The sequence below is a fragment of the Bradyrhizobium roseum genome (assembly GCF_030413175.1).
Lineage (GTDB): Bacteria > Pseudomonadota > Alphaproteobacteria > Rhizobiales > Xanthobacteraceae > Bradyrhizobium > Bradyrhizobium roseum.
In genome coordinates this window covers 1,310,125-1,323,041 of the sequence record NZ_CP129212.1, presented here as the reverse complement: position 1 = coordinate 1,323,041, position 12,917 = coordinate 1,310,125, and the positions used below count along the sequence as shown (strand labels likewise).

General features: G+C 62.5%; 14 protein-coding genes and 2 pseudogenes. 5 read left to right on the top strand and 11 right to left on the bottom strand.

Going from position 1 to position 12,917, the window contains the following annotated elements; genetic code table 11:
* Positions 1-19: 19 nt before the first annotated feature.
* The 3 genes from QUH67_RS06235 to QUH67_RS06225 all read right to left on the bottom strand — a co-directional run bounded on the left by QUH67_RS06235 (position 20) and on the right by QUH67_RS06225 (position 2,974).
* Positions 20-1,249: a GGDEF domain-containing protein gene (locus QUH67_RS06235; protein ID WP_300945802.1), complete on the bottom strand. Its 1,230-nt coding sequence runs from the start codon at positions 1,247-1,249 to the stop codon at positions 20-22.
* Positions 1,250-1,896: 647 nt separating this feature from the next.
* Positions 1,897-2,514, bottom strand: coding sequence for a LysE family translocator (locus QUH67_RS06230; protein WP_300945801.1), 618 nt, complete (start codon positions 2,512-2,514; stop codon positions 1,897-1,899).
* 52 nt (positions 2,515-2,566) lie between these two features.
* On the bottom strand, positions 2,567-2,974 hold the full coding sequence (locus QUH67_RS06225; protein WP_300945800.1) for a response regulator: 408 nt from the start codon (positions 2,972-2,974) through the stop codon (positions 2,567-2,569).
* 147 nt (positions 2,975-3,121) lie between these two features.
* Here QUH67_RS06225 and QUH67_RS06220 point away from each other — a divergent pair, with 147 nt between their 5' ends.
* Positions 3,122-3,964, top strand: coding sequence for an SDR family NAD(P)-dependent oxidoreductase (locus QUH67_RS06220; protein WP_300945799.1), 843 nt, complete (start codon positions 3,122-3,124; stop codon positions 3,962-3,964).
* Between the two features lie 155 nt (positions 3,965-4,119).
* Here the strand turns inward: QUH67_RS06220 and QUH67_RS06215 are convergent, their stop codons facing one another.
* The 3 genes from QUH67_RS06215 to QUH67_RS06205 all read right to left on the bottom strand — a co-directional run bounded on the left by QUH67_RS06215 (position 4,120) and on the right by QUH67_RS06205 (position 6,879).
* Positions 4,120-4,920: a lytic murein transglycosylase gene (locus QUH67_RS06215; RefSeq protein WP_455423967.1), complete on the bottom strand. Its 801-nt coding sequence runs from the start codon at positions 4,918-4,920 to the stop codon at positions 4,120-4,122.
* A 159-nt stretch (positions 4,921-5,079) separates the two neighbouring features.
* Positions 5,080-5,892: an outer membrane protein gene (locus QUH67_RS06210; protein WP_300945797.1), complete on the bottom strand. Its 813-nt coding sequence runs from the start codon at positions 5,890-5,892 to the stop codon at positions 5,080-5,082.
* A gap of 195 nt (positions 5,893-6,087) precedes the next feature.
* On the bottom strand, positions 6,088-6,879 hold the full coding sequence (locus QUH67_RS06205) for a lytic murein transglycosylase (RefSeq protein WP_300945796.1): 792 nt from the start codon (positions 6,877-6,879) through the stop codon (positions 6,088-6,090).
* A gap of 213 nt (positions 6,880-7,092) precedes the next feature.
* On the opposite strand from QUH67_RS06205, the gene QUH67_RS06200 reads away from it, so the two are divergent.
* The 3 genes from QUH67_RS06200 (at position 7,093) to QUH67_RS06190 (ending at position 9,091) form a co-directional block, all read left to right on the top strand.
* Entirely contained in the window at positions 7,093-8,037 is a 945-nt protein-coding gene (locus tag QUH67_RS06200; protein WP_300945795.1) for an OmpA family protein, read from the top strand.
* Between the two features lie 122 nt (positions 8,038-8,159).
* Positions 8,160-8,483 (top strand): hypothetical protein, encoded by a 324-nt coding sequence (locus QUH67_RS06195; protein ID WP_300945794.1) that lies wholly within the window; start codon positions 8,160-8,162, stop codon positions 8,481-8,483.
* An 86-nt stretch (positions 8,484-8,569) separates the two neighbouring features.
* Positions 8,570-9,091 (top strand): hypothetical protein, encoded by a 522-nt coding sequence (locus QUH67_RS06190; protein ID WP_300945793.1) that lies wholly within the window; start codon positions 8,570-8,572, stop codon positions 9,089-9,091.
* A 7-nt stretch (positions 9,092-9,098) separates the two neighbouring features.
* Here QUH67_RS06190 and QUH67_RS06185 read toward each other — a convergent pair whose 3' ends face one another.
* A complete protein-coding gene (locus tag QUH67_RS06185; protein ID WP_300945792.1) occupies positions 9,099-10,043 on the bottom strand; it encodes a DUF817 domain-containing protein in 945 nt (314 codons plus the stop codon).
* A 163-nt stretch (positions 10,044-10,206) separates the two neighbouring features.
* Between QUH67_RS06185 and QUH67_RS06180 the strand changes: the two genes are divergently transcribed.
* A complete protein-coding gene (locus tag QUH67_RS06180) occupies positions 10,207-10,443 on the top strand; it encodes a hypothetical protein (protein WP_300945791.1) in 237 nt (78 codons plus the stop codon).
* A 143-nt stretch (positions 10,444-10,586) separates the two neighbouring features.
* Here the strand turns inward: QUH67_RS06180 and QUH67_RS06175 are convergent, their stop codons facing one another.
* From QUH67_RS06175 to QUH67_RS06160, 4 genes and pseudogenes are all read right to left on the bottom strand, one after another.
* A complete protein-coding gene (locus QUH67_RS06175) occupies positions 10,587-11,099 on the bottom strand; it encodes an NUDIX domain-containing protein (protein WP_300945790.1) in 513 nt (170 codons plus the stop codon).
* A 13-nt stretch (positions 11,100-11,112) separates the two neighbouring features.
* Positions 11,113-12,180, bottom strand: coding sequence for an NUDIX domain-containing protein (locus tag QUH67_RS06170; protein WP_300945789.1), 1,068 nt, complete (start codon positions 12,178-12,180; stop codon positions 11,113-11,115).
* A 233-nt stretch (positions 12,181-12,413) separates the two neighbouring features.
* Positions 12,414-12,565: pseudogene (locus tag QUH67_RS06165) on the bottom strand (sigma factor-like helix-turn-helix DNA-binding protein); the annotation flags it as partial.
* 17 nt (positions 12,566-12,582) lie between these two features.
* Positions 12,583-12,861: pseudogene (locus tag QUH67_RS06160) on the bottom strand (integrase core domain-containing protein); the annotation flags it as partial.
* Positions 12,862-12,917: the final 56 nt, after the last annotated feature.

The following is a 12,917-nucleotide window of genomic DNA, read 5'->3' as shown; positions in this document are numbered from 1 at the left end:
CGGACCAGCGTAGCATGGCTCAGGCGCGCTGGCGCAACGCGATGTCCGACAATTCCAGCGCTGCCGATTCAGGCGCCAGCGGCGGCGCCGGTTCGTAGAGGGCAAAGCCGTTGCGGCCGGCCTTCTTGGCATCGTAGAGCGCATGGTCGGCGGCCGCGATCAGGCGGTCGGGATAGGCGCCCATCTCGGGGCCCCATTGCGCGACGCCGATCGACACCGCGACCGGGATATCGTTGCCGACGCATTGTTCGGCATCCGCACGGCAGACCTCCAGCACGCGGCGCGCGATCATGGCGCCCTCGCGCAGCGTCGAGGACGGCAGCACGATGCAGAACTCGTCGCCACCGGTCCGCGCCAGCATGTCGCCGGGCCGCAGGCGGGTCTGCGCCATCAATGTGAAATGCTGCAGGCAGGCGTCACCGGCGGCATGGCCGTGCGTGTCGTTGATCGCCTTGAAGCTGTCGAGATCGATCACCAGCAGCGCGAAGGGTTTGCCGCTGCGCTCCGAGCGCGCGCATTCTTCTTCCAGCCGCTGCAGCAGATAGCGGCGATTGCCGACGCCGGTGAGATCGTCGAGCAGCGCCAGATCCGCAACCTCGTTGCGCAGGCGGTCCATCGCCATCAGCAGGAAGCCGAAATTCAGCGACATCGACAGGAACACCAGCACGAGGATGACGACCGATTGCACCGGACCGAACTGCAGGTAGGAGTATCCACCACCGACCTCGGTTAGCGCACCGACCAGCCGGCTTGCGAAAATTCCCAGGATGACGATGGTGACGATACCGGCCAGCCGGGCGCCCGGATACACGCGGCCCTCATGCGGGCCCAGCAGCAGTTTCAGGCTCGTGGCCATAGGCAACGCCTGCGCGACCGTGAAGATGGTCAACCGCGCGGTCACGCTGTCGTAGACGAAGATGAAGAACGACAGGCTGGCAAAGCTGAGGCCGGTCGTCAGCAGGGTGGCGCGCCATGACACCGGTCGGTCGAAGAATTTCCGCACCCCCATCGCGGCCAGGCAGATCGCCAGCAGCAGGGCGGTGCCGCCGAACAGCAAGGGCACCAGCGAATCCGGGAATACCACGCGCATCGTCGCCATGGCCGCGCCAGCCGCCGCGGCGAACGCCGAGCCGGTCCAGAACCGCGCCGCTTCGAACGACGGATAGCAGCGCACGACGTAGGCCCAGATCAGGCCCAGCGCGAGAAAATTGATGACGAACACCGTCCAAAGCGTCGGAACGCTCAGCATTGCGAACCCGGGACGCGCACGACGCGTCTCCCCTGTTGTCTAACCACCGCACAAGGCGCCCGCGCGCCCCCAAGCACTTGTCCCATGACGGTCTCCGCCGTCCACGGGACTAATTGCCTCCGCGCTGCTTAATGGAATCCTCACCGTCGCCGGCCAATCCGAACTGTGGTTTTGAATTGATGAAGATCGCCGGCGTCGGACATCGTTAAGCATGACGCGCGCGATGCGAACGCGCAGGCGCGGCCGGCTTCGCCGAAAAATCGCATCGAAATGCATAACAGCTGTGGATAACGTGATGACAGCGCCATGACGACACGCGGCAGGCGCCTGCGAATCTGCTGGGATCGCGATCGAGGATGTTGCGAGGCTGGCCCTCCGCCAAGCATGCCTCGGTGTCGCGTTCAATCCATGAAAACCTTGAGAGGATACGATGGCTAAGAAAGCGAAGAAGGCGAAAAAGGCCAAGGCGAAGAAGGTCAAGAAAGCCAAGAAGAAGTGAATTTCGGCCTGGGTGAAGCTCGTTCAGCTTCGCCCGGGCCCCCAACTCCGGGTGCGATTTGGAGAACGGCGGGCCTTCGGCCCGCCTTTTTCATTTTCGGTGCCACGTCGTCCCCGCGAGCGCAGGGACGACGTGCCGGGCCGTGAAGTCAGCGCTCCGACAACGCCAGCTTGGCGCCGAGAGCGGCGAAGCCTGCGGCAAAACTCCGGCGCAACCAGGCCATCGCTTTCGGGCGGGTGATGACGCGGTCGCGCAGCGCGGCGGCGAACAGGCCGTAGACCGCGAACACCGCAAACGTCATCGCCATGAAGGCCGCGCTCAATTCCAGCATCCGCGCCAACGGATGCGGTTCATCGACCGCGACGAACTGCGGCAGGAAGGCCAGGAAGAAGATCGAGAGTTTCGGGTTCAGGATGTTGATCAGGATCGCGGTCATGATGACGCGGCGAGTGGAGCGCGCGGAAGTGGCGGGGCGCGTGTCGACCGACAAGGCGCCCGTCTCGCGCAACGCCTGCCACGCCATATAGAGCAGATAGGCCACGCCGCACCATTTCAGCGCGGCGAAAGCCAACGCGCTGGTGTGCAACACCGCCGCCAGGCCCAGCATGGCCGCCAGCATATGCGGCACGATGCCGAGCGTGCAGCCGAAGGCGGCTGCGATGCTCGGCCGCGCACCCGAGGTCAGCGCCACCGCCAGCGTATAGAGCACGCCGGTGCCGGGGGATGCGACCACGATCAGCGAGGTCAACAGGAACGACAGCGTCATGCTCCGCCATTACCACGGCGGTACCCGGCGTGGAAGCGCGCGGCGCGGTCGCTCAGGAATCCGGACGCGCCTCGTGGTCGCGGCGCTTCTCATTCACCATCCGCTCCGCCTCGCGGATCACATCGAGCGGTGCCCACGGTTTTTCCCAGAACTGGCAGCCATCCGGCAACTGCTGATGCAGCGGCCGGCCCGAGGTGACGATCACGCCCATCCCTGGATTGTACTTTCTCGCGATATGCGCGAGCTCGACGCCGTCCATATTGCCGGCGAGTTGAACGTCGGTCATCATCAGGACGAGATTGCCGGCGGCGCGCTCCAGCACCAGCTCCGCGGCTTCCGCACTTTCGCATTCGATGACATCGACCTCGCTCTCCTCCAGCAGCAGGCAGATCATGTCACGTTGCATCGGGTCGTCCTCGACGATGAGGGCGGTCGCGCGAAACGGTTTTGATTGTCCCATAAGGAGCCTCCTCAGCATTTGCGCCGGCTTGGCGACGACTTTTTCTATCAAGTGGTTCAAGTTAAGCGAGGAAACCGCTTTATGGTTCGGTTCCAATTTGCGAAACTTCGCGGGAACCAGCACTGCATCCGTAGGGAGTTTCTCCACATGACCGCCATATCCGGAAGCGCGGCCGCCGTGACCGGCGCCGCCAGCGGCATCGGCCGCGCGCTGGCGCTGGAGCTGGCATCGCGCGGCTGCGATCTCGCGCTCGCCGATCGCGACGAGGCCGGGCTGCGGCAGGTGGCAGCCGAGATCGGCAAGACGAATTCACGCAAGGTCACGACGCATCGCGTCGATGTCGGCGAACCCGCGCAGATCCAGGAATTTGCCGGGTCGGCGACGGCCGCCCACCCTTCGCTCAACATCCTCATCAACAATGCCGGCGTCGCCCTGCTCGGCGCCTTCCACGAGGTCGATCAGGCGCAGATGGAGTGGCTGATCAACATCAACTTCTGGGGCGTCGTGCACGGCACCCGTGCGTTCCTGCCGCATCTGGCCAAACAGCGCGAGGCGCATATCGTCAATCTGTCCTCGATCTTCGGCATCATCGCGCCGCCCGGCCAGACCGCCTATTGCGCGGCGAAATTCGCGGTGCGCGGCTTTTCGGAAAGCCTGCGGCATGAACTCGCGATGGCCAACAGCCCGGTGAAGCTCTCGGTGGTGCATCCCGGCGGCGTGCTGACCAACATCGTGCGCAACTCCCGCACCGGCGCGGGGATCACCGACAATGCGCGCCGCGTCGAATCCATCGACCGTTTCGATGCGGTCGCCAAGACCACGCCGCCGGTCGCGGCCCAGCGCATCATCGCCGGCATCGAGAAGAACCAGCCGCGCATCCTGATCGGGAACGATGCGAAGTTCATGGACCTGCTGCAGCGGTTTCGCCCGGCGACGTACTGGGCGGTGCTGGCGAAGCGGATCGAAAAGATGAGCAGGCAGTCGAGTTAGAGGCGGTACCGTCGCTCGCGCCAATGTCATCCCCGCGCAGGCGGAGATCCAGTACGCCGCGGCTTGTCGGTTCAATCAACACTGTCTCTGGAATACTGGATCACCCGCCTTCGCGGGTGATGACGGCTGTCGTTCGAAAATGACTGCAGACAGATCTACCTTCCCGCCAGCCGATCGGCAAAATACCCGATCGTCTTGCGGTAGATGGTCGCCCTGTTCCACTCGCGCATGGCTTCGAAATTCGGCGTGCCCTCGCCGTAGGGCGCGCCGCCCTTGAAGCCGGAGACGTGCAGCAGGTTTGCGGTGGAGGCGAGCACGTCGGCCACGCTGTGGCGGAGGTCGACGTGGCCGTTGCCGTCGAAGTCGACGCCGTATTTGATGTAGGACGACGGCAGGAATTGCGTCTGGCCGAGTTCGCCGGCGAAGGCGCCGATCAGGTCGCGCAACGGCAGATCGCCGCGCTGCACGATCTTCAGCGCCGCCAGCAATTCGCCCTGGAACAGCTCGGTGCGGCGGCAATCATGCGCCATGGTGGCGAGCGTGCGGATGACCGGCATCTTGCCGATGTCGCCCTTGCCGAAATCAGACTCCAGCCCCCAGATCGCGACCACGATTTCCGGCGGCACGCCGAACTTCTGCTCGATGCGCGACAGCAGCGAGCCGTGCCGCTGCAGCATCTGCCGGCCCATGTTGATGCGCCCGGGACCGACGCGGGTGGAGACGTACTGCTCGAACGATTTGTTGAAGGTGCCGCGCTGGCGGCGGTCGAAGGCCAGCACCGCCGGATCCTGCGTGACGCCGGCGAACGCCTGGCTGATCACCGCCTCCGAAATCCCCGCCGCCCGCGCCTCCTGCGACATCGCCGCGACGAAGGTGTTGAAATCGCCGCCGCAGCGGGCGGCGTAAACGGGGGTGGAGAGAATGACGGCACTGAGGAAAATGGCCCAACGAAACATGCGCATGCGAATCCCTTGTTCATCTGGGCCCGATCATGCCATGGGAGAATGACCTGCGAAACCTCGCCGTCCCGACGGCGCATGTGCACGCAGGGCCGGAGTTACGTCCCTTCGCGGCGGCCCTGCGACGGCGCCGAACCAGTCAACTGAGTTTCAAAATCAGAACCGGTAGGCGAGGCCGACCGTCGCGGTGTGGGTGTGCACCTTGACGCGGGCGTCGAAGCGGTCGTCGAACCCGACGCCGACCCCGCCGGCAGTGAAGAAAGTTTGGGTGACGGTCCCGAGATCGGCGTAACGGTAATCGACGCGCACGAGCCAGTTGCGGCCGATCATCTGCTCGACGCCGCCGCCGACGGTCCAACCGACCCTGGTCGTCCCAAGGGTTTCGTTGTGAGGATTGCCGAAGCAGAAGGAGTTTCCGGGAACCACGGTGCAACTGGCGTTCAGTCCGAGGCGCTGCCATGCGACGCCGCCGGTGCCGTAAACCAGTGTGGCGGGCGCGACCAAATAACCGAGACGGCCGCGCACGCTGCCGTCCCACGTCTCCTTTACGGAGCCAGATGGAAGGCCAACCAGAGGGGCGCCGAACATGACCCCGGCCGTTCCCGGCAGAGAATTCGCCGCCTTGCTGTTGTCGGCCCACCCGAAGTCGGCCTCGACACCGACAACCCATGATGTCGCGACCTGCAGATTGTAACCGAGATAGGCCCCGAACCTGGCCGCAACGCTATCCATCGCGCCACCGGTGCCAGCGGTCGGAATGAATAAGTTGGCGCCGAAATTCGGAGCGACGTTGCTGGTTCGCCAGTCGTTGGCCGCCCAGCGGGCTCCGAGCGACACGCCAGCGTAGAATCCCGACCATGACGGCGCGGCCGGTGGCGCCTTCGCCGGTATGTCGGCCGCCAACGCCGAACCCGCGAGCGCGGCCCCCGCCAAAGCGCCCACAACCGTTGCAATCAAAAAATTCGCCAAGCTCCGCCCCCAATGCAGACCCCGATCCGAAGATGGTTCGAATCTCAAAATGATTCGTAGAGTCTCAGGGGACGGCATCCGGTACAATCTCGGCGGGTACCGTCGGCGCGAAAAGTTTCCGGTGTGGCGCGTTAGACACATCGACCGCGCGCATGAGCCCTATGACTGTGAGAGCATGCGCGAAGTCAGAAGCCCCTACTCGCCGCCGCCGTCGATCTGCTTGCCCATCAGCGCGATCGCCTTCTGATAGACGCCGGAGGCGTTCCAGGCCTGGATGGCGGCGAAGTTCGGCTCGCCGGGCTGATAGCCGGCGCCGGCCTTCCAGCCGTGCGCCTTCAAAAAGTTGCCGGTCGACATCAGCGCGTTCGCCGAGTTTTCGAGATTGCCGGTGCCGTACGCCAAAATGGCTTTCGGCATGAACTGCGTCTGCCCGACCTCGCCATGCATCGAGCCCCGCTGGCTCGGCGAGAGCGTGCCGCGATCGATCAATTGCAGCGCGGCATAGAGATGCTCGGTGAAATATTCCGAGCGGCGGCAGTCGTAGGACAGCGTCGCAATCGAGGCGAGCATGTTCTGGTTGCCGCGCTGGGTGCCGAACCCGGTTTCCATGCCCCAGATCGCGAGCAGCGGTCCCGGCGGCACGCCGGTGCGCTCTCGGATCGAGGCGAACAGCGCGGCCTGCGATTGCTTGAGCTGGCGGCCCTTGGCGACGATCGTCGTCGCGCCGCGCTTGGCGAGGAACTCGTCGAGCGAGAGCTTGAAACTGCGCTGGCCGCGGTCGGCATTGATGGTCGCCTGGGCATAGTTCGTCGCCATCAGCGCCTGGATGGTGCCGGCGCTGACGCCTTTGGCGCGAGCCTCGCCGGCAAACTCCTGCTTCCATGCGGCGTAGCCGGCCGAAGAGTTGCCGCATTGGGCGGCGTGGGCGTGGCTGAGGCCTGCGGACACAGCCAGGGCGGCGCTGAAAGCAAATGCGATGCGGAGCATGAACGGCCAATCCTTGGAGAGCACTGCAAATAGCCCCGGCTTCTAGCACGTCCCTGCCCGCGCTTCGAGGGCGGCGGCTGGACGCACGGGCCAAATCTCCTGCGAAAACGGCCATGATTGCGACGAAATTGAACCGGTTGATCTGCCGGCGCGACCATTACCGGTCGACCTTCCCTCCCATCCTCCGACCGCTTCCCAACGAATGGATTTCCCATGAGCGTGCCGCATACCCTGTTCAAGCCGATCCTGCTGCTGCTCGCTTTCTCGCTCGGCGCGATGACGAGCGCCGCCGCGCAGACGCGCGACGTCGTCGGCGCAAAGGATTATCCCGGCATCGGCCGGTTCGGCGGCAGCGTCATCACCGGATATCAGGTGAAGGATTTTGACGCGGCGCGCGTGCAGGCTGCGGTGTTCAGGGACGGCCAGCCGACCGATGCGCGGCGGCTGGAAGGGCGCATCACCCGCATCGCCTATCGTACCAATCCCGGCCCCTCGATCCTGGAAGTGTCGCGCAATTTCGAAACCCAGCTGGCGAAGGCCGGGTTCGAGACGCTGCTGGCCTGCGACACCGACGCCTGCGGCGGCATTCCGTTTTCGGAAGGCATCGACGCGCTGCCGATCCCGCAGATGTGGGTGGACGGTTTCAACTACCGCTATTTTTCGGGGCGCAAGGCGGAGGGCGGACGCGAGACTTTCGTCGGCCTCACCGTCAGCGAGAACAACCGCGAGATCTATGCGCAACTCGTCATCGCCGAGGTTCGTGCGATCGAGAACAAGATGGTGGATGCCACGGTCATGGCCAAGGGCCTGCGCGAGACCGGCCGCATCGCGCTGTACGGGATTTATTTCGACACCGACCGGGCCGAAGTGAAGCCGGAGAGCCGCCCGACCCTCGAACAGATTGCCAAGCTCCTGAACGCCAATGTCGGGCTCAACGTCTTCATCGTCGGCCACACCGACAACCAGGGGCCCTACGCCTACAATCTCGACCTGTCGCGACGCCGCGCCGAGGCGATCGCCGCCGAACTGGTGAAGAACTACGGCATCGGTGCGCCGCGACTGCGCACGGCGGGCGTCGGCCTGCTGGCGCCGGCCGGCTCCAACGCCACCGAGGCCGGCCGCGCGCTCAATCGCCGCGTGGAACTGGTGGCGCCGTAAGGCTCGCCTGAACCGGGCGAGACCGGCGCGCAACGCGCTTTCTGACGGCGGCGAAGTTCTGCTAGAATGGCCCGCAGAGAGGCGGAGCCACATGGCCCCGCGAACCAGCAAGCGAGGCGCAGATGTCCCGAAAATTCGGTTTCCTCCGCGTGCCGCTGTTTCGCCTGCTCTTCATCAATCTCGCCGTCGGCATAGCGCTGGCGGCGCTGCTGGTCGGCGGGCTGCTGGCGCTCAACCCCGGTGGCCTGCGGCATCTGATTTTCGCCGACGCCTCGCCCGGCACCGCGCTCGGGCTGCTGCTGTTCGGCTTCGCCGTCACGTTCGGTTCGGCCGCGATGGGCACCGCGATCATGGCGATGGGCCGTGCCGACGGCGAGAAGCGGCGCGGCCCGCCGGCCCCGGTGGTGCGGCCGGAACACGCGATGGCAAGGGCACGCCGCCGCTGACCTTACGGCTTCGGCCGACACGATTGATCCGCGTCAATATTACCGCACGCCGGCTTTCCTAGGATGTCATCCAAAGGAGGCCCGCCATGATCGGAATTACCCTGACCACCGACCAGATCCGCAATGCCCCTGCCCATGTCCGGCAGTGGATCGAGCACGAGGTGATTGCCTCGCTCGGGCTGGCGGCCGACGCGCCGGCGGCAGCGGAACATCCGCAAGCCGCACACCTGGTCGGCTGCACGACCGAGGACGCCGCCGCGGTGCTGGCGCAGATCAAGGGCATGATGCCGGCGTTCAACGTGTTCTTCGAATTCGCGCGGCCCGGCATTTCGTTCGGACAGCCGCCCGTCATGGCCTTCCGCCTGATCGACATCCTCTATCACACGCGGCTGCAGGACATCGGCCAGGTCATCGAATGCCTCGAGGCGATCAACGAGGCCTTCGCGCGCGTGCGTGGCGATGCCTCGGCGAAATTCTGCGGCTTCGACAACCAGGGCCATTGCCTGATCGCGCCGGAGACGCAGAAGAGCGTTGCCGCGCTGTGGCAGAGCATCCTGTCCAGCCAGCAGAAGGGGCGGGGCGGTCCGGGTACGGCGTCGGCGGCGTAGAGACCTTTCAGCCCGCTGCCGGCGAACCGCGGGGGCGAAGGAACACATGACTTCGCACCGCCTCCCCGCGCCTTGGCCGCGGCGCATTGACCAAGCTCACCAGCGTGTAGCTGATGATCAGCAGCAGGAACCATGAGCCGAGCTTGTCGACGGAAACCATCGACCAGCCCAGCCGCTGCGACGGATAGAGCCAGATTTTGGTGAACGTGCCGATGTTTTCGGAGCACCAGATCAGCGCGGACACCAGCACGAGGCCAAGCAGGAGCGGCATCGAGCGGTGGCGGCGCCAGATCCTGAAATGAACCCGGGTGCGGAAAAACAGCGCGCCTGCCAGCGCGAACAGCAGCCAGCGCAGGTCGACGATGTAATGATGGCTGAAGAAATTGAGGTAGATCGCGATGCTGAGCGCGGCAAGGCCGCGGCGGCGCGGGTGGTGGGAGAATTCGAAATCGAACAGCCGCCAGGCGCGGCAGAGATAGCTGCCGATGCAGGCATACATGAAACCGGTAAACAGCGGCACGCCGCCGACCCGGAAAAAATTCGCCTCCGGATAGATCCAGGAGCCGGCCTGCGTCTTGAACAGCTCCATCACCGTGCCGACGGCGTGATAGATCAGGATCACCTTGGCCTCGTCCGGCGTCTCCAGTTTCCCGGCGAGCAACGCGAGCTGGACCGTGACCATGCAGAGTAACAGAAAGTCGTAGCGCGGCAGCGCCGCGCCGGCCGGATAGAACCACCAGGTGGCGATCATCAGGAAGATGGCGATGCCGCCAAACAGGCTGGCCCAGGCCTGCTTCACGCCGAAACGAAAGCATTCATAAAGTGCTGCAGTCCAGCGGCGGCGGGCCATGACGCAGCCGAGCCGGTATTCGCCGGCGATGAAGCGGCGCAGCGGCGGCCAGTTGGCGGCGGCGCTCGGGTGCGTGGAAAACCGGTCCGGGGCGGGATGCATGGCAGGGAACGTGGCGGGGCATCGCGGTCGAAACGGGGCCGGGATTTGCAGATTTCGCCGAGTTTTTCGGCATGCCCCGGCAGCGCCGGGCGTCCCCCGAAACGGCGATCAGAGCCTGCCCTTTTTCTTTGACAGCACAGCTCTAATCGGAGACAAGCCGCCCATGGCCAAGAAACCCGGAACCAATCCCAAGGGCGAGTTCGCCTTTTTCAACGTCGTCTATGAGGACGATTCGCAGCGCTCCAACCGCCGCGTGCCGTCCGAGCTGCTCGGCGGGCTGGACGGCGACGAGCCGGCGCGCGCGTTCATCATGGAGCAGGACCGCGAAATCGCCGAAAAATCCGGCCGCGCGCCGCTGGCGATCAAGAGCCTCAGCCGGGTCGGGGCGAAGAAGAAGTAGGGTTTTGATCTGAATATCTATCGAATGCAAAACTGCAAACCTTCATCTCCGCTTTGAAGCCAAAATGCTAAGCAAACAATAATGCTTCCGAACGACGAAAAATAAGTCAGGACATTCGCACGCGGCGAGGGCTCTTGAAAATCTTACAGCAGCTCCGCTTGAGCTGAGCTGGCGCTATCTTGCAGAAAAGATTCGACTGGAGCAAAGAGCGTATCCCCAGCGAAGCCCGCGACTTCAGAAACACTAACCCAACTCAGCTGATCAAGCTTGCTTGGCTCGCACAAACGCGCGAATCCTTTCCTGTAGTGAAAGCTCACGTAGTGAATGCGCATTCCTGAAACCGGATGGATTCGTGATCCAAGAATGTCGGGGCGAGCGACTTCAATTCCAGTTTCTTCCTTAAGCTCGCGCTTTGCTGCTGCTCGCACGCTTTCTCCAGCATCGACTTTCCCACCAGGAAATACCCAACGAGGGCAATTCTCAGCAGAATTTGCGCGTCGAACCATCAATACAGATTTGCAGCCCTCGTCAGACCGAACTACGACGGCCAATGCCACTTCAGGCCGGTTTTGTGACAACCTATGCACCGGGGAGATCCTCTCTGATCCAGAGTTTATCGCAGACCCCGAAGGTAGATACAACGATAGTTGCACCATCCAGAGCTCCAAATCAGGCCGAATCGGTCGCAAACTTGGTCAAGAATCTAGCAACATCTGGATTAATATCACTTCCAATCTTAGCTAATGCCTCAGGAATAGATACCCACTTAACCTCCTCATTTTCCCGCGTATCGCCGTTCACGATTGTGGTATTCTCCCCAGGTTCCAAGTGAAAGTAGCTGCATCTGAAGTGGGTTTTTGGATGGTCCTCGACTTGAGCAATTTTCCGCATCACACCGCAAGTGATCCCCGCCTCTTCAAGCACCTCTTTTTCGATAACGGAAATTTCGTCTTGATTGGGCCATTTCTTGCCTGACGGAAACATCCAGTCTAGCCCCTCGCTACGATCCCTTCTTTTGACCAACAAAACTTCCCTGCGATTAACCACTACACCGATCACGATGCCGTACGATTCGATTTGATTTCCGCTGACTAGTTCGCGGATGTCACTGTCACGATCAACAACACCGCCGAGTTTTAACCGCATGCGTTCCGCCTCTCTGATCTCCTTCAGATCTTGATCCGATAAAGGAGGTTCGGAGAAGCGGCGCAGAGTGCAAATCTCAATTGAACCGTATTTCTTCGGAAGCTTAATTTCGCCGACGCTGTCGATTGCGAAGTAGGGATTGTCCTCTCCGTTCATATGTTGCTTCAACATATTTGCAGCTTGGACGGTCATCCAAATTTTGCCAGGTGGTGTCACCGGTTCAATCCGCGCCGCAGTAACAACGGTACGGCCGCAAAACGTAGGCCTTCCCGTGAAGGCGTCATCGCCTTCCAAATATTCTCCATGGTGAATAGATATGCGAATATCGAGTTTCGGCAGATCATGCCGCTTCCAATTGAAGCCTTGAAAAAGGTCCTTCAAATGAACCGCGGACTCGCACACATCTTCGATCTTGTCGCACACAATAACTATCCCATCTCCCCACGTGTTCGCGTGCTTGATGGAAATGCCGTATAGTCGCTTCGCTATTGCAAGCAATATTACTTCTGCGAATGTCTTCATGTGCGTGTCTTTGAGCGCGCTGTAGCCTTTCACATCGGCGAATAAAATATTTGCAGTCGACCATTTCATGGTAATCCTCCCCCAAATACAATCTATAGATGCAATCTATATTGGCCGAGGTTGTCAAGTGACCATCACAAATTTGTCGTCATCGTGGGGCGTCAAGTCCGATCGAACTGAGATCGAGCTTGATAGTAATTTTTGCAGCGCCCGCCTTCAAAACACAAAAATAAGCGGCGAGCTTTCGCCCGCCGCTTATGCATCAATTTATTTGCCGGCCAAACCGGCGACGACAGTTTGAATCAGCTATCCAGGAACGACCGCAGTTTCCGGCTCCGCGACGGATGCTTCAGCTCGCACAGCGCCTTCGCTCGATCTGGCGCATGCGTACGCTGGTCACGTAGAACTGCTGGCCGACTTCTTCCAGCGTGTGATCCGTATTCATGCCGATACTGACCTGCCACTGAACTTTCATCCGGTGGCAATTAGAGTCCCGGGGTTTTGTACGCCGATTGGCGCAGGTGGAGCAACGGGCGATCGGCGGAGCTGGTCGGGGTTGCGCAGCCGATCGCCCGTTGCGGTGAATGTGGTAGCGTAGGCCGCCGGGGTGAGGTATTTCAGCGATGAGTGGGGGCGGTCGCCGTTGTAGTCTGCGACCCACACCGCAGTCTTTGCCCTAGCGTCGTCGAGATCGAAGAACAGGGTCTCGTTGAGCAGTTCATCGCGCATGCGCCCGTTGAAGCTTTCCAACGCGCATGCGGAGCACGCGTTCTTCGCGCAGGGTGAGCGAGGCCAGCACGCGCGTA